The organism is Pedobacter sp. 01N416, from assembly GCF_056399685.1.
In genome coordinates this window covers 1-22052 of record NZ_JBFTRT010000002.1, presented here as the reverse complement: position 1 = coordinate 22052, position 22052 = coordinate 1, and the positions used below count along the sequence as shown (strand labels likewise).

The following is a 22052-nucleotide window of genomic DNA, read 5'->3' as shown; positions in this document are numbered from 1 at the left end:
TTTTTAAAAGAATATTAATGGTATATATCTCAATATATAAATAGCTATGTGTATGGCTATCTTGTTTATCAGATCTCTATATATCCAACTATATTGCACTCTCGCGAGGGTGCCGAAAACCTAACTTATTGCGTCTTATTGAGATCAAAGCACCCCTGGAGGGTGCTTGAAACCCCAATAGCGATAGCTTGGGGCGAGAAAGGTAGGGCTCTGCCCAACCTCGGCTCGCTCCTTTTTCTGAAAACGAAAAAGGACCTTTCTGCATGGCGTACAACCTTTCCACCGCCTCATAGAAAAWTAGAGCCATGAACACAAGATGAAAAATATCCGATCCCAGTTGTCATGATGGCGGTACAACTATTTCGCTAAATTGTTAACTATGCCAGCGGAGCTGGGTTAAAACTAACCTGACTGGCAATAGCTGTATTATAGCTTGGCCTGTAATCGATCCAGCCTTGCTCGACTAGCTGCTTTAAGCACTTATGATAAGTGTTAAAAGAACGGATTGCAGACAACCTCATCAGTTCCCTTCGGGTTACCCTAAAAGAAACTTTATGACCTTGCATTTGACAGCATATTACCAAAGCTGTAAAAAGACTGATGTGGCTTGGCAGGATATTTCTTTTGGTTCCAGCTAATTTTAGAAAATCGCGTTGGATCTTAGAAGTATCGATCATATGTCTCCCCCTTGTCCCATCAGTTTTGTGATGTCGGCATAAGCATAATAGAATATGCTTCCAACCTTTTTGAACGGCAGAGTTCCATTGACACGGAGATTTTGGAGCGTACCTGGAGAGATGTTCAATAGTTGCCGGACCTCCGCACTACGCAACCATTTTCTCTGATCAGAAATGGTCGATCCACCAACATTCATTTTTTTGAGTTCATCGAAAAGCTCTGTTTTGAACTTCTGAAGATCTGCTTCCGTTAAGATTTCTAACTGCATAAATGGCCTCTTTTTTAATTAATCTTTAGCAAAGATCTGAAGGAGAAGAGGCAATACAATGACCAGTGCACTGCTCTGGTCATGTTTAAAATATATACAGGAGACTGGTTTCCTCTATTTTTTTCCTATTATCTCAAATAGCTGTTGATCTGGATAAATAGAAGTTCCTTTCGATGGGATATCCCCCTCTTTTTCTACGAAATAGTTTCTAGCGGTTTCTAACGGAATATCCTTTTCACCGTGGCTAAAATATTTCGCGATCATTTTTGCGTATGTTATTTTGTGGTCGCACCTGAGCAGAAGTCTATCAGACGGCAGTCTCAGATTGCGCATCTGCTGAAAAAGATCGATCAAAGTTGGCAGATGATCATCTTCAATGCTGATTTTTTGCTTCACTTCATACTGAGTTAGTTCAACTATCTTTTGCTTTAATTTCTCAATCTCATTGATATATTGCTGAATAATCTGGTTTTTTTCTTCAATAACAAGCGGTGCTGGCCTGGCATTCCATCTATCGATTCCTATTAAAAACTTTTGAAATTGTTTTAATTTCTCAATTCTAATTGAATTTTGCTCGTGGTCACTGCCATGAGGATTCTTGTTCCGAAAGTGTTTGATTCTGGTTTCTATGAGTTCCCACAACTCTTTGAAAAATTCTTCTTCAGCGGCAATGTTATTTTCTAATGTATGTTTGAGGTGGTAAGCGTAATATTCTCCATACTTTTCGATTTCTAATCTATAAAATTTTAATAGAAAGTGGCTATCGGCATTTCGTCTCCACGGACCGAAAAGATTACCGATGTCGTAAGTATGAGGGAAAAAGTCAAACAGTTTACGTGCTTTAAAAAAATCAGCTTTCATACATATTATTAATAAAGTAATTGCTAAGACTTTAGATAAATTTAAATTAAAAAAATCACATACACGAGTTTTTGCTACTGAGAGAGGCTTTTTGTTTGCTTCGCATTCACCGTTAATAATCACTAGTATTAAATTCTCAATCACTAATTTTAGAAATGCTGCAAAATGCGTAATCTCTTATTAAAAATGGATGTTATCTACACCGTTAAATGACAGCAGTAAAAAAAAGAGGTGAGTTTTCGGTACTAAAACCATGGAGGAGTATTCAAAAAAAATGATTTCTAAATAATTACACCACTAGGTTCGACGCCCTTTCGGTCCAAAGCAGGACCGGTTCATAAAAAAAGCGCATCAATCCCGATAGCGCTATTTTAGATAAAAAGTGCAGACCAAAAGGCTTGCTACGCAAAAATAGAAATTAACGTATGATTACAAAACTCCTATTAAAGAAGTTATATCTTCCAGTTCCAAAAAATGATTTTTAGGGAGCAATCTTCTTAATTTAGAGCAATTTATTGGGATCATATAAAAAAACATCTTTTTCGATACCATTAAATGTTTTTTTTTTGCAACAGGGATAGCAGCGGATACCGGCCCCTGCTTAAGGCTTGCAGGCGTATGAGCGGATAGCCCGGCAGTTGCCCAGACAATATAAAAAGTTAACATCAAAATTAAATCAAGCTGGCATAACCAGAAAACATATACAGTTGCCTGGCTCTCTTGCCGTATATGATGAATATAAAAATCCACCTACAAAAAAGCCACCGGTCTATACCAGTGGCCTTATATCCCAAAACAGTCTCCTGTTTATTTTGCGCTGTTCTTTTTCTCTGTAACCTCAGCCCTGATCTCCTGAGCAAGGTTTTTAAGGTCCTGCATACCTTTGCGTACACGTGTACCGGCTGCAGCGTTTCCACCATCATAAAATTTTGCTACATCAGCTTCAACCGAAGCGATCACTTCCTTTACCTGTTTGAATTTGTCCATAACTGTTTTTTAAAGGGCCAAATGGCCCCGGCTATTTAATTATATTATTTTAGGAAACCGTATTCCAGCCCCAAAACTAAACATTTATGCAGGAAAGCGAAAAAGAACCAGCCAGATTTAACATTTCCGTACCGGGAGAAGAGCGATGCCCTCGGATAACTGCTTTTAACTACGAATTTTCGCTTATGGAAGCTTGTTTTGTCTTTTAAACATAAAAAGAAAAACCGCCCTGAGAACCTTTGCAAATCCCTTCATGATTTCCTCAACCGTCCAGTATCTCTGCCCCTCACCAGACAATATCCAGATCCCCTTTAAACCGAAAGGCTTAGTGGTCACCGCAAAAATCCTGAGCGGCTCGCCATCTGAACCCCTGCACGGGACTATCTCATCAATATCAAACCCAATACCAGAGGGCCATGGATCGGATACTCCCCAAGAGGCAGCATTTGAATCTTCCGGGTTGAATGTAAGTGTATATCCTTTTGCTTTTAAGCGCTCTATCACTTCATCGATATCGTTCTCTTCCATTAAAATGTGCTGATTACTTTAATATAGCGGGCTGACCTATATTTTCCGGAAAGCCAATGGTACGATTGTACCCTTTCCCACGATCACCTGCCCGATAATAAAAATGAGAAGGCATCATCATCCCACCCGGTATTTTTTTTGATGCCAGGTAGCAATGTTGAAAATTCCTCCAAGTGCAATCAACAGTCCGCCACAAAATTCCGGCCATGCAAATGAATGCATCCCATTGATATTGATTGTCCATGGATGTGAATCTGCCGCGTTCACCGAATTGAGATGGCCTGTGGTTAAAAAGGCGACAACCAGCACAATTATGCCAGCAACCATCATACAATAACTTGCTTTTTTCATGATAATAAATTTTAATAACAGAAAATGTGTTAAGGCCTCCTATCGGCCATCATCCTTTTGCCCCTGACAATAATTTTCTTTGCCTGCCTGTCCAGCGATAGGTTTCTCCCGGTCCTGCTTTCACTTTCGTGATTGACATGATACGCCTTAACAACGTCCCTATAACTTAACAGACCTTCAAAAGCCCCTCCTTCCCTGCTATTGAACACCATCAAAAAGTCATGCTGGTTTTGGGACATAATAGCTAATGCCTTTTTCAAAGGGTCGTTATTTTTAATATGGGCATTTACAGGCTTTATTATTGACAGTATTTCTTTTTCGGTATCTGCCGAAGGCTGAAAAAGATCCAATATTGAAACAACACCCAGGCAGTCTCCGGTTGGTTCCTTCACGGCATACTGATTTTCCATAGGAGGATTTTCTCCAAAATACCTTCTCACTTCGGCAATGGTATTATACGGGCTTATAAAGACAGGATTCCGGTCCATGACCTCTGAGACACGGAGTTTCAACAACAGATCGGGTTCATAACTATCAGGTGTATGCACACCCCTGCGAGCAATTTTTTCGGTCATGATCGTATTTTTCATAAAAAACACCGAAATGAGATAGGCCCCAGAACAGGCCCCCAGAAGCGGAAGAAGTCCGTTGATCTGGTGGGTAGACTCCAACGCAAAAAGGATGCTTGTCAGATATGCCCTGGAAGCACCTGCAAACATTGCCGACATCCCAACCAGTGCCGACATCGGTATGCTGATATCCAGACCGGGAAATAAGTTATGCAATAGATACCCCAAAGCAGCGCCGCTTGCCCCACCAATGGTCATCAAAGGTGCAAGCGTTCCGCCCGAAGTCCCACTGCCAAGAGCTATGGCCCATGAAATAAATTTAAACAGGCATAATGAAAGGATGACCGAAATGGAAAGCTGTCCGCTTAGCAGCGAGATAATATTATCATAGCCCACTCCGAGTGTTCGCGGTGCAAAGTAACCGACCGTACCGACTGCCAGCCCCCCGATAGCGGGCCACCACATCCAGTGGACCGGGATTTTCTCAAAAGCATCTTCAATAAAATACACAATTTTGGTCAGCCCGAGTGATGCAAAACCGACGAGGATCCCAATAAAACTATATATGCCCAATGCGGCATTCGAGGGTACCAAAAGTGCCGGCATGGGAAATACGGGGCCTGCTTCAAAAAGAAGATGATGTCCGGCTGCGCCGGTAATACACGCAAGGGCTACGGGAATGATAGATCTGGCGGAAAACTCAAACAGCAACAGTTCTATTGCGAGAAAGACTGCCGCCAATGGAGTACCGAATATAGCGGACATTCCGGCTGTAGCCCCAGCTGCAAGGATAATTTTACGTTCATTGGAACTCACCGTAAATAGCTGTCCCAGGGTTGAACCTAAGGCACCACCAGTTGCAATAATAGGTCCTTCAGCACCGAAAGGGCCACCTGTACCTATCGCAATGGCAGAAGAAACAGGTTTTAAAATTGCAATCGCAGGCTTTATCCTGCTCTGATTGGTCAAAACCTGCTCCATTGCTTCCGGAATCCCATGCCCCCTGATCGCTTTGGAACCATAAAGGGCCATCAGCCCAACTATAACCGAGCCTATTACAGGCACAACAATTACCCATAAACCCAAATGATTGCTTGCAGGACTATGGAAATCAAATCCAAACTGCTGATAGAAAGATATGTTTGTAACCAGGTTGATCAGTGACACCAGAACCTTTGCGATTAGGGAAATTACTATAGCAACCCCTACAGACAATATAGAAATAAACAAAAGACGCTCTTTCGAACTTTTCTCTTTGTTCCTGCCCATTTTAAACCTTCCAAAAACGCCAAGCGATGGCGATATCGGGATTATATTTTTTCTACTGTTCATTTTACTCTTAGAATGCACCAAAAGTAAAATAAAAAAAACACAAATAAAAATTAAATATATTTTAAACAATATAAAAAAGCGTATAATACAATTGAATACTGAAAATAATATTTTTTAAACAATATTAGTCAAATCATCTTTGCAATTAAATATAAGTTGTATTTTTGCCTGTGAAATATCTGTTTAATGAAAGAATGCAATAACCTGTGCGATGTAAAAAGCTGTTTTCTATGCAGCCGTGTGATACCGGATTGGCTTCCCGCGGTGTCACAGAGGAAAAAGAATTTCCAGTTAAAAAAGGGCGACCAGTTATTTACGGAAGCAGAAGCTGTAAGCGGCATTTTTTTCGTTTTTTCGGGAACAGTCAAAGTCCATAAAAAGTGGGACAATGAAAAGGAACTCATTATAAGGTTTGCAAAACCGGGCGATGTGATAGGACACCTCGGACTGGGAAAAAATCCTGTTTACCCTGTTTCGGCCACAGCACTTGAACAGGCAAGTGTCTGCTTTATCGATCTTGAGTTTTTCAGGTCTTGTTTGACGGTAAATCCCGGACTTACCTATCAGATGATGGATTTTTTTGCTTCCGAGCTCCAGGAGTCGCACGAACGGATGCGCAATCTCGCTCATATGTCGGTAAAGGCAAGGATCGCCAATGCCCTGCTTTCCCTAAAGGCACAATTTGGGGCTGATGCCAATGGAGCGATAGATCTTAATATCTCACGTCAGGACATCGCCTCCTATTCGGGAACTACCTACGAAACCCTTTTTAAGGTTTTCACAGAATTCACCAAAACAGGAAAGCTTGGCGCGAACGGCAAAAGAATCAATGTTTTGGACACACCGTTTCTACAGATGGTTGTAACAGATGACAACAAAAAGGGTTGATGTTTACCGTAACCGATTTTTGATAGAAACCGAATATTTTAAAAAATGTTTTCTTAAAAAAACAACCAATCAGGCAAACCTAGCCATACAATTTAAAGCATAAATGCCAGAATTAAGATCATCGGGTCTATCATAGTTTCTTTCCCTTTTTTCTCCAAGTTCCTGTTGTTATTCAATGCCACTAACCACGGTTTAAAACTTTATTGTTTGGAATGCATTTCTGCATCATCTGATTCCCACTTATGTTCATTAAGTAAATACAGGATTTCATCTGCCTTCCTGTCCAGATTGGATACCGGAATTTTTGCAGAAGTGCCGTCCTTTAACGATAGGGTGATGTAATTTTTATATATGCTCCCGGCATTATCACGTCCAACTTCTTCTATGCTAAATGCAAAGCCCTCTATGTTTTCCCAGTTGTAAAAATCACGGTCTTTAACGGTCAGCCCGTTTTCAGTAAAAGTAAGATGGGGGCTTTTTTGATGAGCTCGCGAAGTGCATATATAAAAAGCTATGCAGGGAATATGCCAACAACAGCAATGATGCCTACAGCTACGATTGTACAAACAAATACAAAAAAGGTCTGTCAATCTCTGAACAGCGAGATTGACAGGCTTAAACATATAAATACTTTACATCATCTCCTCGTCCCTAAAGCTAAAATGTCCATAGGGCGAAACAATCAGGTGACCATGAACGGTTGTTATCTCTTTTTTCTTTTTAACCACAATAAAGCACCGCTGATGGAAAGAAAGCCGGGAGTTAGTCCAAAGACCACATAAACCCACTTCAAAACATCACCGCCAAATGCACCTACATGAAGTTGATAGGCCATATATTCAAACCGTTCTTCCAGCCCCTGTTCATCAATGATTGTATAGTGTTTAATTGTTCCCGTACCGGAATCAAAAGCAATACTGCTGGCCTTGCCCTGAAGCAATAAATTGCTAGTTTGAGGCATCTTTCCCTTAATTAATATGTCTACACCCTTTACGGTAGGAATGTTAACAGCAATTGGCTGAAAACCTGGAATACTTTTACAGGCCAGGGTGACCAGGCGATCGATATTGGCAGGAACTTCGTAGTTTGCCTGCTGTTTGGGCAAAACCCACATCGATGGCTTAAAGTATTCCCTCAACATCCAAAAGCCGGTAAAAAAAAGAATAATATTGAAGAGCAGTGCCCAAACTCCGATAATGCGGTGCAGGGAGGAAAGTCCGGTCCTCCAGCTTTTAAAGTTAAGACCTGCCCTAAACCGAAGGGCCTGCCAAAAATGCTTTCGATAAACAACAACCCCAGTGATCAATGACAATAGCATCACCAGGCCAATAATAGCGGTAAGAAACATACCCGGTATACCCAGTTGCAGAGAGTAATGAAAGGTATAGATCCAGCGCAGAAAAGAGGGAGCCATCTCTTGATAGCCCCCTTCTCTGAGTATTTTCCCGTTATATGGATTTACAAAAACGAAATAAAGGTAGTTATCCCTCAGATTTTGTTGCCGCTTATAAAGCATAAACTCATAACTATCATACCTGTCCCTGGGAAAATCGTGCAGAACCAGTTTTTTAAGGTTTGGATGCGTATGTAATACCAAACGGTAAATTTCATCTGCGGGAACTTTTTTCTCTGCCGGAACAAGGTTATGCAGTTCAGGATTAAAGTACCGGTCAAGCTCATGCCTGAAAACGAGCAACGAGCCGCTAAGTCCATAAAGCAGAAAAAATATACCGGCAGCAAGTCCTGCCCAGCCGTGAATCTTGAAAGATAATTTGGTCAATCGTTTTTTCCAGTCCATCACCATCGCCAATTAAAATTTATAGCCTACGTTTAACCTGAACTCACGTGGTGGGTAGGGAACATAGGCATAGGTACCAATTGTAGCAGATGACGGCGTAATCCATGCACTTCCGTAATTAAACCTGTTGAATATATTATTCACAATTCCATTTACAGAAAAGCGGGCATTCGACCAGCCAATTCCGCCATCCACACGAAAAACAGGTGCAAGCTCCAGCTTTTGAAGTTCGTATCGGCCAGCTCTCCCTACCTGCAACTGATATCCAGCTGATACCGTTAAACCCTTTATTTGATGAAATGGCAAAAGATAATTCAACCAGGTGTTCTGAATATGTTTAACCCGAAAAGGTGTAACCAATCCTATCCGGGCCACATTGGCATCCCTGGAAATATGGCTATCTGTGTAGGCATAGTTGATTACCGTATTGAGGCCTTTTAAAATTTCTCCTTTCAGATCAAACTCGATCCCCTTGGAAAGGGTCTGCCCCAACTGAGTCTGGATATTGGTGGAAGGATCGCTTACCTTTACATTATCCCTGATAATTCTGTAAACCGAGATTGTGGTATTCCATTTCCCATCCATCYAGTCTTTCTTAAGCCCAGCCTCTATGTTTTCGCCCTTTAGGGGCTTAAATGCCTCACCATTTGTGGTATTAATTCCGCTTTGTGGCGTAAAGGTCTGATCAAAAAGTGCGTATACGGAAAAATCCGGCATCAGCGAATAGCTCAATCCCAACTTTGGCGTAAAAGCTGTATTTTTGGTCTCGCCCAAACTGGTTTTGGTAGGGCTCTTTTGAACGCCTGTCTCACTAAAGGTCAGTCTGGCGGCTACTGTCACGCGCAACCTATTTTCAAACATTGCAAGTTCATCCTGTACATACGCAGCCTGATACGAGATGGACTGCTGATCAGTCGCGATCTCTGATAATGCGCCCGTTCTAACGTTGGCATCAAAGTCAATGCCATATACAGGATGATAAGCATCCAGTGGATAAAGGGTCTGGTTGGCTGTGGGATCACCTGATCCGGAATAGGAAATAAACCTTTTACGGTTGATGTCGATACCACCCAAAAACTGGTGGCGGACCGCACCTGTATTAAATTCGCCGTTGATATAGGGCTGGATTGCAAGCGCATCTGTATTCAAACGCTCATAGGTTGCCCTGCGCATGATCAGATTAGGCTGGGCCGCATTGTAGCGTGAAACAAAGAAATAAGTTCCTTCCAGGTGGTCACGTGCATATGCGGCATTTATTGTAAGGTGCCAGTTTTGGCTAAACGAATTATGATAACTTAAAAAACCGTTGTGCTCAACAGATTTAAATGGTGCCTTATTGGGGTCGTTTATGGTAAAGTCACTGGGCAAGCTCACAAATCCATCGGGCGCAAATACTGTCGAAAAATACTGTTGAAAGCGCTGGGTCTGGAATAGATACTCTGCAGAAACATAGGAGTGATCATTTATATTATATCTGATTACCGGATCCACCACAAGTTTATCGTTGAAATTATACTTCTGGAACGATTCAGACTTTTGCCCGGCAGCATTTAGCCGGTACTGCCATTTATCGGTTCTATCCAGATTGCCGTCCAGATCTGCCGTAACCCTATAAAGGTTAAAACTCCCCGTTGTGAAGCTAATCTGATTGGTATTGCTCCCCATAGGCTGTTTAGTGAGCACATTGTAAGAACCCGCCGGGTCAAAAAGCCCATTGATATAACTTGAGGGGCCTTTTATAAATTCTACACGGCCGATAATGGCGGCATCCTCGGCGCTGGGGCCAGCGTAAATCATCGAAAGATCCAGCCCATTGCGCATCGGGGTTATCTGCGCTCCACGCATAAAAACAGAAGCGTTATACATGTCTGCATTGTTGTTACGAATGGTACCACTAACATTCCGCGTTACGCTTTCGTTAACATTGATAGATTGCTGGTCGGCAATAATACTCTGATCAATCTCCTGAATATTCTGTGGAAGCTGGAGCAGTGGCGTATTAAGTTTCAAAGCAGCTGAAGATTTGTTCAGGTTATACCTGCGGTAATAGCGGGAACTTATTTTTACCTCGTTCAGTTTCTTTGCCGAGGTATCTCCTGTGATTTTAACCAGATCCTTTTGGGGTTTCGTTTTATCCTGGGCCAAAACTCCGGCCGAAAACATAAGTAAACAAAGGCCCGTTAATAGTATGTTTTTCATTTAAATTCTTTTTATGGCTGTAAACTGCGCATCAACAAAAGAGTATCATCTTTCTAATCCGGCAGGTCGCCAATTTATCTCTTGCTTGTTTTATACAAGATCTTTTAGGGTCGTTTAGGTAAACAGGGCCGCTAGCGTTTTTATAATATTTTTTTTAACGCAATTTTGTAGGAAAGCTCGTACATCCCGCGCAAATCTTTTACAATATGCTTTACGCGCTATGCAAAAAGCACAGCAAAGAACATTAGGCCCTGACCAGTAAAAGATTAATTAATAATTGTTGTGTTTATTGCTTCGACTATCTCCGGCGATATCGGCTGTCCAGATAATGATCAGCATCGACCATTACCCTTTTATAGCGACGGTCAATTTTATAGATCTTATCCAGCTCAGTTTTAAAATACCGAACAGATTCAGCTGCATCCTTGCCTGATACATCAGGTTCAAAGTGCTCCATCCATTCCTCCATCTCATGGTTCGCCTTCTCGATATTTACCATTATGGACAGGACCTTAACAGTATCCTTATCACCGATATTTCTATATACCGAATCCAGGGACTTGTACAGTCCATGAGCCAGATCTGCATCCCGCATTACCTTGTCATGAACACTGACCACTTTTGATCGGATTTCCCTATAGTTTTCCTGATTTTTACAGGAAAAAACAAAGACTGTTACCAATAAAATTGCAGGACAAATAACCAAAGATCTCATTTTGAGAAGTCATAAAATAAGCTATACACAAAATTATTTTGGTATCGTCCAAAAAATAGCGGTTTATCTTCCCGGAAGTAGAAAGAGTACCCATGGAGTGGACAATACCCGGATAAGTTTAGACAGACTACAACTTATCGGTATTTAGCAGTTCCACTTTGGTGGTTGGAATATAGTGTAAGTACAGCTAATAGGCCGATCAATCCTAAGAGGGTGATAATTAACAATATTTTTGGGAAAAATAAGAGATAAAAAAATTGGTTGAGTTGGAAGACCCAGAGGATAGGCACTACGCTGATTTTGGCGGTCCTGTTTTTTTTCTTTTTCCTCTGCCTGTTTTAGTTTCTTCATTAGATAACACTTGCCATTGCAGTGCATCCAGGGCCTGTTCTTATTTTCACACAATTTGGCAGCAATCTCCTTTTTATTCACTTCAAATCCGGCGTAAACCAAGTAAACGGCAAAATTTGATCCGATAAGCGCTACCAACAATAATATGACTAAAGACCTTTTAAACATTTCTGTCACAAAGATAGGAGTATAATTTAAAGTGGTTTGGTCAAAATGTTAAAGTTTAGCACATCAAACCTGTGGAAGTGTCATGGATAGGTAAAATGACAGTGATACTCCCAAGTATACATGCCTAAGCGTTCCTCACAATATATTTACCTTAAACCCCCATTTGGGTTTGATACAGCATATACGGTTCGCTGTAATTTCTGCCGACAGGGAGTTTATGGTGATTTAATTGGCAGAAAACATACATGATTAAGGTTGTGCCCCCCGGCTATACACTTAGAACCTTCCCGAAAGCATCAGTCCGGTGCTACCAGGTTGATGGAAGGGCATTAAAGTGAAATTGCCTTCTTTCTTTGTGGTGAACAGGCCTTTCATATAGGGATAAATCAGGTAAGCGATTTTTGTGGAAGCAATACCGAAACCGGCACCGGCCACCACATCGCTAAACCAATGTTTATTGTTGTACATCCTTAGTGTTCCTGTGGCCGTGGCCACAAAATATCCTGCGTAACCGATCCATGGATCTACATCCTTATATTCCTGATGGAGAAATTCTGCTGCCATAAAAGCTGAGGCCGTATGCCCTGAGGGAAAAGAATTTGTACCCGATCCGTCAGGCCGCATTCTGCCCACACCCTGCTTTACAAAATGGGTAGAAACGCCCATAATGGCAGCAGAGGTAACATATAACATGGAGGCATCGAACAGATTGTGTTTTCCTTTTACCCCCGATAGGTTAAGTGCATAAACCGCAGCGGCTGGGGCTAACTGTAAATAATCATCTACATGGGCGGCGAAAAGCGGGTGATCTTCCTGTAATTCAGCCTTGGTGCTCACATCAAGCTGTTTGAGTGCACCATGGTCGTAAACCGCAGCAAAACCATAACCGATCAATACTGCAGGTGCAATAAAGGTAATTGGCCTGAATTTCATCTTCGGCACAGGATTTCCGGCATACCATCTTCCTGCCGTATCGGCCGGAAGGATTGCAGTAGAATCGATAACCTGTGCAGAACAAATAGATATTGTAGTGATAAAAAGTAAGATAGAAAGACGTATTCTGCACATGATCTAGTTTTTAACGGTATTCCCGTTTACATCGAACAAAAGATCTTTACCTTTTACCTCAGCCTCATAATGTATTGTTCCATCGGCTTTTGTAATTTTTGCGGCTTCGGCAATCTTCTTGCCTTTTAGTTTGGCAAGTACGGTTACCGGCAGTTCTGAAGGTTTGATTGTGCTTTCTGTTTCCAGCAGAGTACCGCCCGGTGTATAAACTTCAGAAGTCTCTTTTCCATTGAGGATAAAACCAGCCTCATAATTAGCCTGCTCCATTTCCCATTTTACGTTAGCAGCAGGGTGTGATTTTTTAAAAGCAGCACTAACGGCAGCAGGTACTTTCAGAGCATTGATTTTTTGGGCCTGTGATGAGAAAACTGTTCCTCCCACTAGCAATATAATTACTAAAATCTGTTTCATAGTTTTAATTTTTAATCAAAACTATTCGGCAACTTTGTAGGAATTCTGTAGTTATCTGCCTTAGCCTAAATAAATTGAAAAAAAATGCATGTTTTCGATATGACTGTATTCAATATTGAATCCGTAAAGGTTACAGATCTGTTTGCTGATGGCCAGCCCCAATCCCATTCCCTCAGATTCTGTCGATTTTGAAAAACGGTCGAACATGCGGTTATGGATATTTAAGGTTTTTCCGGTATTTGAAATGGTAAGTTTTTCACTGGTCAATTCAAGCGATATCCTGCCATCGTTTATATTATGCCTTACGGCATTGCTGAAAAGGTTGTTTAAAAGGATATCTGCCAGATAGCGGCTCATGGTTACTTTCCGTTCCGATAGTTTTATTTCTACATTTAATCCGTCCCGTCCAAAAAGTTCCTGAAACTGACGGATTTTTGCTTCGATCATTTCTTTTAAGTCTATTTCCTCGGTATCCGATATCAGGTTGTTTTCGATCTTGGCCAACAGCAAAAGCGATTGATGTAACCTCGAAAGTCTACCTGTGGCTTGATAGATATCTTCCAGTAATGCACCCTGTTGTTCGGTAAAAGACTCTGTTTGCAGGAGCGAATCGAGCTTGGAATTGATCACAGCCAAAGGTGTCATCATTTCGTGCGAAGCATTATCGGTAAAACTTTTCAGTTCTTTATAATCCTGCTTTACTTTCTCGGCCATTGCATTTACCGATTTATTAAGTTCGTTAAACTCATCAATCCGCGTGGGCTCTTCTTTGATGTTATCCATGCGGGTTACCTCAAAAGCCTTCATCCGGTTAAGCACTACATAAAAGGGTTTCCAAAGCCTGTTTAGTACAAAACGGTTAATCAGCAATAGCGAAAAGAGCAGTAACATGGTAATGCCCAGGGTGATCAACAGGATAATCCTTACGAGGTCTTCCGATTCAACACGCGATTTCGTTATGGTAACCACTATTGTTTTTCCATTAAGGTTAACGGTGGTTACCAGACTTCTACCCGGCTCCTGTTCTTTCTCTTTAGGATTTAAGTAAGTGGTATAACTGAATTCGCGTACATCCGTGGTGTCGCCCTTTGGGCTGCTGTAAGAAATCTGCTGATCGAGGTAGGTTGCTGGCAGTGGAAGTTTTTTGTAGGTGTGGGTATATTGCCTGATCTCGTTTTCTTCAACGGCAAGGTCTTTATCAAGTTTGTTTGTCAGAATGAGGTGGATAACCAGGTAATAGATAATCCCGGTAATAATCAGCACGATGATGGAGGTGATGATGTTTACCCTGTTGTAACGGGTGGAGAGTTTCATTGGCTGCTGAATTTATAGCCGATACCATAAACAGAGCGCAGATGGTCTTTTGAACCAGCCTCGCTGAGCTTCTTTTTTAAATTTTTAACGTGAGTATAAATGAAGTCAAAATCATTTGAAAGATCCATTTCATCGCCCCAAAGATGTTCGGCCATTGCGTTTTTGGTTACCACCTTATTCTTGTTGGACAGGAAATACACTAATAGATCGAACTCTTTTTTAGTCAATACAACAGGATGTTCATTTACGGTAGTTTTCATCGCGGCAACATCAACCTTGATCTCATCAAAAATAATCAGGTTGGTTCCTTCAAAGTTTTTTCTCCTCACAATCGCACTTACCCTTGCTTTTAGCTCCGATAGGTGGAATGGCTTTACCAGGTAATCATCTGCACCAAGATCAAGCCCGGCCAAACGGTCATCAAGCGAATGCCTTGCCGAAATAATCAGTACGCCGTCTTTTTTGTTCATGCTTTTCAATCGGGTCAACAGCTCCAGCCCTTCTCCGTCCGGCAGCCCGAGGTCTAACAAAATACAATCGTAATGATATAGTGCTATCTTTTCGGATGCTGTAACGAAGTCGGTTGCAAGCTCACAGATGTTGCCCTCGCCTGTAAAATAGGCAAGGATACTCTCATAGAGTGCCTGTTCATCTTCGATGATCAAAATTTTCATGGTGTAAATTATTAAATTATGCCGGGATTTAAAGTGAAGCTAACCAGCGATGGGTACAAATCCGTATTTTCAACAATTATATATTAACCAATCCGGCCTATCAGTTTTTTTATGTTCAGCATTTTCTTTTCCTGTAATATCTTTTTGCCATAAGCAGTAAAATACTCATGCCGACTGAGCATTTCCAGGTTCAATGTATCCCATGCCAGATCGGTATAAACCAATCCGAGGTTTTCTTCCCATTCACGTTTTAGTCTATCGGCATAGTCCTGATAATCATTTAGCGAAAAATGGTAGAAATCTGCATCACAAATAACCATTTCCAGTTCGTTTTTGGGGTATTGTGGAAACCGGGTAGCCATAATGCATCCGCGCACCAGTTCTGTTCTTTCTCTCGCAAAGCCATTTTCTAAAAGAAATTCTGCAGCAATCTCTGCGCTGGCTTCTTCGTGCCCGACGTATTTTTCGGTATAGCCAAGATCGTGCAAAAACGCCGCAAGAATCACCACCAAACGGTCGGATTTTGAAAGTCCCATGTGGCGGCTTATTAACTGTACACCTTCAACCACCAGTAAGGTATGCTCAAGATTATGGAAATACATTCTTTGCGAAAGCCTGTTCTTCAACTGGTCTTCAACAAATAATTTTACCTTGGTTAATAACTGATCGGCTTTTTTATCCATCTAGATTAAATTAATCCGGCGCAATGATAAAACTCAATTCTGGAGAAAATCTGTAGTGCACATAATTATACTTTGTGCTTACAAATGTTTTTGTACTTCCTAATTGCCTCACAATAACTATGCGATTCAATACAATTTTACTACTGAATTAATGGTTAAATTCCTTTTTACTCCTTAAATTGCTTTAACCTAAAATCTTTAATATGTGGAAATATTATGCAATCTTATCTGCTTTTTTCGCCGCAGCTACTGCAATCCTTGCTAAAATCGGGATCAAAGGCGTCAATGGAAATCTGGCAACGGCGATCCGCACCATTGTTATTCTTTTCATTGCCTGGGGTATCGTGCTGGCCACCGGTGAAATTTCGCAGCTTAAAACACTGAGCAAAAATAACCTGATCTTTTTGGGCCTCTCGGGTGTTGCAACAGGGCTTTCGTGGATTTTTTATTTTAAGGCACTCGAAACCGGAAATGTTTCGAAAGTTGCCCCGATTGATAAACTAAGTGTAGCTATAGCCATGGGGCTTGCTTTTCTGATCCTCAAAGAACCCATTGAGGTAAAAACACTCATTGGCGGTCTTATGATTGTGGCTGGGAGTCTAGTGATCCTGTTATAAACCGGAACAGATCAGATCGATAGTAGTTTTCAGAAGTTCAGATTGTCTTCAGAATTGCTTTATAATTTGCCTTTCGGAAAACTTATAAATTATGAAAAACTACATACGGATATTGAGGCTTTTTTGCCTTGCGCTATTTCTTTGCCCAGAGGATGCAGAAGGACAGGAAAAGCCGATAACCCTTTCAGGACAGATCAGGGATGCAAAAAATAAGAATACACTGCCTTTCGGAAATATACAGTTAAAAAAAGGAACCGATACAAAATTTATTTTGGGTACGGTAAGCAACGAACAGGGCCGGTTTACCCTTAAAGATGTGCCTTCGGGAGAATATATTCTTGAAGTAAGCATGGTGGGCTACCAACGCATCAGCAAAACCTTCAGCGTTGGCATACTAAGCCCTTTTTTAGATCTTGGGAATTTCGATCTTATAGAAGATCCCCAGACCCTGCAAACCATTGAGATAAAGGGAACATCCACATCTGAAGGGATATCCAACAAAATGGATAAAAAAAGCTACGACATTACAAAAAATACAAGCCAATTGGGTGGGTCGGTACTTCAGGCCATGCAGAATCTTCCAGGCGTAACCATTCAGGATGGTAAAGTGCAATTGAGGGGGAATGATAAGGTTGCAGTACTCATTGATGGAAAACAGAATGCCATCACAGGTTTTGGTAGCCAGACCGGGCTTGATAATATCCCGGCATCATCCATAGAGCGGATTGAGATTATAGCAAACCCTTCTTCTAAATTCGATGCCAGCGGAAATGCAGGCATTATCAATATTATATACAAGAAAAACAATCAGGAAGGCTTAAATGGCAAAGTGGGTTTTAACAGCGGTCTTGGATCACTCTGGCTCAGAAAAGAAAACCTACCGGGGATATCGCCGCAGTACCAGGCCACTCCAAAACTTAATCCATCGCTTTCGTTAAACTATAAAAAAAACAAAACCAATATCTTTTTACAGGCGGATTATCTGTACACCCAAACACTGAACAAAAACGAATTTTCTCAGCGCATCTTTGATAGTGGCATGGTACTGAACCAACAGGTAAAAAGAAACCGGACAACGACCTTTACAACCGTAAAAACCGGAGTGGATTATAATCCTGACGAACACAATAGCCTTACGGTATCTGCGTTTTTCAACAGGGAAAAAATCATCGACCTAGGTGATATCCCCTATTTTAATGGAGATTATACGGTACGGAACCGGTTGTGGCAATTTGTAGAGGACGAAGTAAAATATACGGCCACCGGTTCTGCTGTATACCAGCATAAATTTGCCCAGCCAGGACATACCTTAACTACAGGATTTAATTATACCTGGCACAGGGAAGACGAAAAATACAATTTCACTAACATCCTGCCCACTTTTAGCGGCGAAGATGCCTTTAAACTTTTGTCGGACGAACATGTTTCTGATCTTACCATTGATTATGTAAAACCCATGAAACATGGCCGGATTGAAGCCGGACTTAAGTACCGTTATCGGAACATCCCGACCAATATGCAGTTCTTTGCTGGGCTTAATTCGCCCATTGATGTGAACGCTGGAGGCTGGGCAGACTATAGTGAACATATTCCGGCAGTTTATGGAAACTATATTTATGAAACGCCCAAAATCGAACTTGAAGCCGGCCTGAGAATGGAGTATGCCAATATTTACTATGATGTAAACCCCGACCACAATACGTACAAAAGCGACGGTTATGATTACCTCCGCCCTTTTCCAAATCTTCGCTTTGCTTACAAAATCAATACGGACAACAGGATCACTTTCTTTTACAACCAGCGTGTAGACCGTCCAAACGAAGTGGATATCCGTATTTTCCCAAAATATGATGAACCAGAACTGCTCAAGGTAGGTAACCCTACCTTACGCCCACAGTTTACCACTTCGCTGGAACTCGGTTATAAATACAATTGGGACAAAGGTTATCTGTATGGATCAGCTTTTCATAAAATTATTTCGGGCACCATTACCAGGATTGCCACACAGGTTCCTGGAAATACCATCTTGTATAATATTTTCCAGAATGCCGGAAAAAGCTACAATTCGGGAGGGGAACTGCTTTGGCAACAACAGCTCAAGGCCTGGTTTTCCTTCAACCTGAGTGGGACGGTATACCAGAATACCATTGATGCATTTAGCGTAGAAAACAGATACCCCGTACCCACTCAATATAGCATGACCAAGGAATCCTTAGTATCCGGGAATGTGAAATTCAATGCCCAGTTTAAGTTAAAAGGCGATACCGATATCCAACTTTCTATGGCCTACCTGGCGCCGGACATTATTCCCCAGGGAAAAATCGGCTCAAGGTTCTCAACAGATCTTGGAATTAAAAAGCAGATCCAGAAAGGAAAAGGTGAACTGTTTTTAAACGGCAACGACATTTTTAATACGCTGAAAATCAAAAAAGAGATTACTGGCAACGGATTCAGGCTAAACAGTACCGATTATTATGAAACCCAGGTATTCAGGATGGGTTACAGTTATAAGTTTTAATCTAATTCTGGAATATCGAATATCAGTGTTATGGTATGCGATATTCCAGAAATACAAACCCTCGGGCGGTTTATTATCTTTCCCCGTTTTCTTCGATAATCCGCAAGGACTTCCCATTGAGCGTTACGGTTGCTTCATTGGAAAGATGATATTCACTTTTGGTGATCTTCGGATCCAGTAGCTCAAGTTTTCCTGACCCGGGAATTTTGAATACTGCGTTGCCAAAAGTTCCAGAATGCAACTGTAGGGATGAAACACCTTTTCCATGCGCACCGATCAATGCGTTCRGACTACCAACAGAGATACTATCCAGAACAGCGGAGGAAGAAATACCCAGATCGACATCCATTGAATCCTGTCTAAATCCACTGATACCTATTTGACCGAAAAGCCGTGCATGCTCCCATTTCTCACCGGTTCTAAAATACGGCTTTGTGCTGATCCGCTCAAGATTGTCAAGAACAATGACCAGATCATCGTTATAGACCATAAAATCTGCCCGCTTAGCCTCATCGCTCAGGTCGATCTTTAAACTACCTTGCTCAACACTCCAGATCACCTTATCCTTGGCGCGCGCACTTAGGTAAATGCCGCTATTTTTCCCCTGACGGATATAACATGTAATTTTATTCGAGCAGTCGAGTTCAATCTTTGAAACCTTGTTTATCTGATTATAGCTAAGCCCATAAAATGGATTTTTATAATCCCCGTTTCGGTATGAAGCTTTTAAGGTAAAATTATATACAGTTAGCGAGATCAGTATGATAGCTATAGCCGAAATGATCATAATATTGCTGTTTTTCATATTTGTTTGGATTGGTTCATGGTTTTCTTATAGGATTCGAACTGTGCGCCGATCTCCTCAATGGTAATCCCCAGCAGGTACATATTCTTGAGCAGTTCCGGCAGGTCCTGTCCCATGAAACGTTCCTTACTGAAGCTCCTTATTTTTTCAATGGCATCACTATGGATGAAGAAACCGATCCCTCTTTTATTTGAGATCACCTCTCTTGACTGCAGTATCTCATAGGCCCTCACCACCGTATGGGGGTTTACCTGAAGATCAGATGCCAGTTCCCTAACTGAAGGGATCTTCTGTTCCGGCAGCCATTTGCCCAGCATGATATGCTCGGTAACGAAATTTGCCACCTGGGAATAAATTGCTTCGTTTTCTCTAAACTCCATATTATACCTGCTTCTCCTTCAATCTAAAATAGCTTCCCAACCACAACAGGCCACAGACCAATACGAGTGAAGCAAACACCACAGCATCGCCCAAATGATCTCTCCTGATAAACCAAAAATGGCCCGCTTCAGTGATTCCGACCGAACTGAACGGGATACCCTTGTCTACCTTGAAACCAAAAATCCAGTTTAACAGCATGGTATTAAAAACACTCAGAAACAGGATAAATAAGAAAAAAAGAAAAGCAGTTTTGATAAAATGGAGCCTTTCAAAGTATATTGCCCCGATAAAACAGATCGCCTGAAGAACGGCAAACTGTGGAAATGCAATCCAGAACGGATCGTCGGTTGAAAATATATTCACCATATTGTTCTTATCTGAAATACCGACATTGCCCGCATATAGCACAATATAATCTACGGCGTAAAAGCAGCCGACATACACCAGCTGAAAAACAACAAAAGAATAAAGCCAGGCGACCAGATATTTCTCCAGATGAGATACGGGAAGGGTTAGAATGGGTATGGCCTTCTTTCTGCTACCAAGATCTGCAAAGATCATACTGGTAAATATCGTTCCAGAAAAGATCATGATGTTAAGAAAAATAATGCCCTGTTGAAATACACCTATATGGCCATCGCTGGTATAAGTAATAAAACTAAGGATGAGGGTGAGTACCCCGATCAGAACCCCTATTGACATCAGGTAGGTCTTGTAATTTTCGGCACTATGTTTTTTGAAAAGTGCGATAAACCGCTTCCAATTAAATATATCGTTCATATCCTGTTATTTTAAATGTTGTAAAATTAAATTTTCTCCATTAACAACCGCATTAAATAGCAGTTCCATATCCACCTTACCATACTGCTCATCGGTGTTGATACTGATGGTATTGGTACCGATCATATTATCTTCAGCGTAGAGTATCCTATCTGGGTTTGCCCTTCCGGCCGAACTAAAGAGCAAACGCTCCCCGATTACATCTAAAGGAAGGTTTACTACGATCTCTTTATTATGGAGCACAAGAAGGGTATCGATCAGACTGTCCAGATCCCTCACCTGATGAGTCGAGATAATGATGCACCGCTCATCAGAGAGTGCTGAGGAAATAACCTTTCTGAACTGGACCTTTGAGGGAATATCAAGTCCATTGGTCGGCTCATCCATGATCAAAAGAGATGTATTTGTTGCCAGGCCAAAAGAAATCATCATTTTTTTCTGTTGTCCAAAAGAAAGCTTGCTTAGGTTCTCCTCTCTGTCTACATCAAACTCCGACAGCAGTTTATAAAAATACGTACGATCAAAGGCCGGATAAAAGTGTGCCGTCCGGGCAACAAAAGACTCCGTACTTAGCGATGGCATGTGTACCTCTTCTGGAATAAAAAAAAGCCCCTGAAGAAAAGAAGGCTGGCGCCTGGCTGCAATTTTACCGTTGACCATACATTTCCCCTCAAAAGGAAAGGCAAGCCCCGCTATATTTTTGAGCAATGTAGATTTTCCAGCACCATTTTTTCCCAAAAGCCCATAGATGTGCCCTTTTTCAAGTTTCAGGTTCAATTTTTTAAGTAATGTGGATTTTTTAGAATATCCAAAACTCAGGTCAATGATCTCTATCATAATGAAGATATTTTTAGTATATCACTGTATCACTTATGTAACACACTACAAAAGTAAATTTAAATCCGGTATTTCAAAATATTTTATTCAATTTTTTATGTTTAGCGGCCAGGGCTAATTAAGCGCATTCAATTCCCTTACCTACTCTTAACTAAAACTATTCCTTGCAACCCGCAATTGAAAACAACATTCACTATTTACTTTCATGGTTACCAGCAGGATAACCCAATTCTTAAAGTTTAGTATAAAAATAATTTCACATACATTGAAC

Annotated in this window: 23 protein-coding genes; 3 read left to right on the top strand and 20 right to left on the bottom strand. The window is 41.3% G+C overall.

From position 1 onward, the window contains the following. Positions 1-377: 377 nt before the first annotated feature. The 8 genes from AC1DND_RS00250 to AC1DND_RS00215 all read right to left on the bottom strand — a co-directional run bounded on the left by AC1DND_RS00250 (position 378) and on the right by AC1DND_RS00215 (position 5574). A complete protein-coding gene (locus tag AC1DND_RS00250; RefSeq protein WP_477578132.1) occupies positions 378-677 on the bottom strand; it encodes a hypothetical protein in 300 nt (99 codons plus the stop codon). Beyond that, positions 674-946 (bottom strand): helix-turn-helix domain-containing protein, encoded by a 273-nt coding sequence (locus tag AC1DND_RS00245; protein ID WP_477578130.1) that lies wholly within the window; start codon positions 944-946, stop codon positions 674-676. The genes AC1DND_RS00250 and AC1DND_RS00245 overlap by 4 nt, the downstream gene beginning before the upstream one ends. A 114-nt stretch (positions 947-1060) precedes the next feature. Next, complete coding sequence (locus AC1DND_RS00240; protein ID WP_477578128.1) at positions 1061-1951, bottom strand: hypothetical protein; 891 nt, start codon at positions 1949-1951, stop codon at positions 1061-1063. Between the two features lie 285 nt (positions 1952-2236). Then, the gene (locus AC1DND_RS00235; protein WP_057934999.1) at positions 2237-2557 is read right to left on the bottom strand and encodes a hypothetical protein; all 321 of its coding nucleotides are present in this window, start codon (positions 2555-2557) and stop codon (positions 2237-2239) included. 57 nt (positions 2558-2614) lie between these two features. Further along, complete coding sequence (locus tag AC1DND_RS00230) at positions 2615-2794, bottom strand: histone H1 (protein ID WP_057935000.1); 180 nt, start codon at positions 2792-2794, stop codon at positions 2615-2617. A gap of 183 nt (positions 2795-2977) precedes the next feature. Then, the gene (locus AC1DND_RS00225; RefSeq protein ID WP_057935001.1) at positions 2978-3322 is read right to left on the bottom strand and encodes a hypothetical protein; all 345 of its coding nucleotides are present in this window, start codon (positions 3320-3322) and stop codon (positions 2978-2980) included. A gap of 117 nt (positions 3323-3439) precedes the next feature. Then, positions 3440-3673 (bottom strand): hypothetical protein, encoded by a 234-nt coding sequence (locus tag AC1DND_RS00220; RefSeq protein ID WP_057935002.1) that lies wholly within the window; start codon positions 3671-3673, stop codon positions 3440-3442. Positions 3674-3702: 29 nt separating this feature from the next. Then, a complete protein-coding gene (locus tag AC1DND_RS00215) occupies positions 3703-5574 on the bottom strand; it encodes a chloride channel protein (RefSeq protein ID WP_083505539.1) in 1872 nt (623 codons plus the stop codon). A 186-nt stretch (positions 5575-5760) separates the two neighbouring features. Here AC1DND_RS00215 and AC1DND_RS00210 point away from each other — a divergent pair, with 186 nt between their 5' ends. Continuing rightward, positions 5761-6462 carry a Crp/Fnr family transcriptional regulator gene (locus AC1DND_RS00210; protein WP_057935003.1) on the top strand — a complete coding sequence of 234 codons (702 nt, stop codon included), beginning with the start codon at positions 5761-5763 and terminating at the stop codon, positions 6460-6462. 703 nt (positions 6463-7165) lie between these two features. Here AC1DND_RS00210 and AC1DND_RS00205 read toward each other — a convergent pair. From AC1DND_RS00205 to AC1DND_RS00170, 8 genes are all read right to left on the bottom strand, one after another. Continuing rightward, complete coding sequence (locus AC1DND_RS00205; RefSeq protein ID WP_477578125.1) at positions 7166-8260, bottom strand: PepSY-associated TM helix domain-containing protein; 1095 nt, start codon at positions 8258-8260, stop codon at positions 7166-7168. 12 nt (positions 8261-8272) lie between these two features. Then, the gene (locus tag AC1DND_RS00200) at positions 8273-10459 is read right to left on the bottom strand and encodes a TonB-dependent siderophore receptor (RefSeq protein ID WP_477578123.1); all 2187 of its coding nucleotides are present in this window, start codon (positions 10457-10459) and stop codon (positions 8273-8275) included. Between the two features lie 298 nt (positions 10460-10757). Next, positions 10758-11174: a hypothetical protein gene (locus tag AC1DND_RS00195; protein ID WP_057935007.1), complete on the bottom strand. Its 417-nt coding sequence runs from the start codon at positions 11172-11174 to the stop codon at positions 10758-10760. Between the two features lie 795 nt (positions 11175-11969). Next, positions 11970-12761: a phosphatase PAP2 family protein gene (locus tag AC1DND_RS00190; RefSeq protein ID WP_057935009.1), complete on the bottom strand. Its 792-nt coding sequence runs from the start codon at positions 12759-12761 to the stop codon at positions 11970-11972. Positions 12762-12764: 3 nt separating this feature from the next. Next, positions 12765-13172 (bottom strand): hypothetical protein, encoded by a 408-nt coding sequence (locus tag AC1DND_RS00185; RefSeq protein ID WP_057935010.1) that lies wholly within the window; start codon positions 13170-13172, stop codon positions 12765-12767. Between the two features lie 60 nt (positions 13173-13232). Next, a complete protein-coding gene (locus AC1DND_RS00180; protein WP_057935011.1) occupies positions 13233-14486 on the bottom strand; it encodes a sensor histidine kinase in 1254 nt (417 codons plus the stop codon). Beyond that, positions 14483-15160, bottom strand: coding sequence for a response regulator transcription factor (locus AC1DND_RS00175; protein ID WP_057935012.1), 678 nt, complete (start codon positions 15158-15160; stop codon positions 14483-14485). The genes AC1DND_RS00180 and AC1DND_RS00175 overlap by 4 nt, the downstream gene beginning before the upstream one ends. A gap of 83 nt (positions 15161-15243) precedes the next feature. Beyond that, positions 15244-15843: an HD domain-containing protein gene (locus AC1DND_RS00170; RefSeq protein ID WP_477578119.1), complete on the bottom strand. Its 600-nt coding sequence runs from the start codon at positions 15841-15843 to the stop codon at positions 15244-15246. A 203-nt stretch (positions 15844-16046) separates the two neighbouring features. Here AC1DND_RS00170 and AC1DND_RS00165 point away from each other — a divergent pair, with 203 nt between their 5' ends. Both AC1DND_RS00165 and AC1DND_RS00160 read left to right on the top strand, forming a co-directional pair. Continuing rightward, positions 16047-16460: an EamA family transporter gene (locus AC1DND_RS00165; protein ID WP_057935014.1), complete on the top strand. Its 414-nt coding sequence runs from the start codon at positions 16047-16049 to the stop codon at positions 16458-16460. A 91-nt stretch (positions 16461-16551) separates the two neighbouring features. Next, positions 16552-18978, top strand: coding sequence for a TonB-dependent receptor (locus tag AC1DND_RS00160; RefSeq protein WP_477578117.1), 2427 nt, complete (start codon positions 16552-16554; stop codon positions 18976-18978). Between the two features lie 73 nt (positions 18979-19051). Here the strand turns inward: AC1DND_RS00160 and AC1DND_RS00155 are convergent, their stop codons facing one another. Genes AC1DND_RS00155 through AC1DND_RS00140 form a run of 4 tightly spaced genes read right to left on the bottom strand, consistent with a single transcriptional unit; the run spans position 19052 to position 21781 of the window. Beyond that, positions 19052-19783: a GIN domain-containing protein gene (locus tag AC1DND_RS00155; RefSeq protein WP_477578115.1), complete on the bottom strand. Its 732-nt coding sequence runs from the start codon at positions 19781-19783 to the stop codon at positions 19052-19054. Then, on the bottom strand, positions 19780-20163 hold the full coding sequence (locus AC1DND_RS00150) for a GntR family transcriptional regulator (protein WP_057935017.1): 384 nt from the start codon (positions 20161-20163) through the stop codon (positions 19780-19782). The genes AC1DND_RS00155 and AC1DND_RS00150 overlap by 4 nt, the downstream gene beginning before the upstream one ends. Before the next feature lies 1 nt (position 20164). Beyond that, positions 20165-20944, bottom strand: a complete 780-nt coding sequence (locus AC1DND_RS00145; RefSeq protein ID WP_057935018.1) for a hypothetical protein — start codon at positions 20942-20944, stop codon at positions 20165-20167. A gap of 6 nt (positions 20945-20950) precedes the next feature. Continuing rightward, positions 20951-21781, bottom strand: a complete 831-nt coding sequence (locus tag AC1DND_RS00140) for an ATP-binding cassette domain-containing protein (RefSeq protein ID WP_057935019.1) — start codon at positions 21779-21781, stop codon at positions 20951-20953. Between the last annotated feature and the right edge of the window lie 271 nt (positions 21782-22052).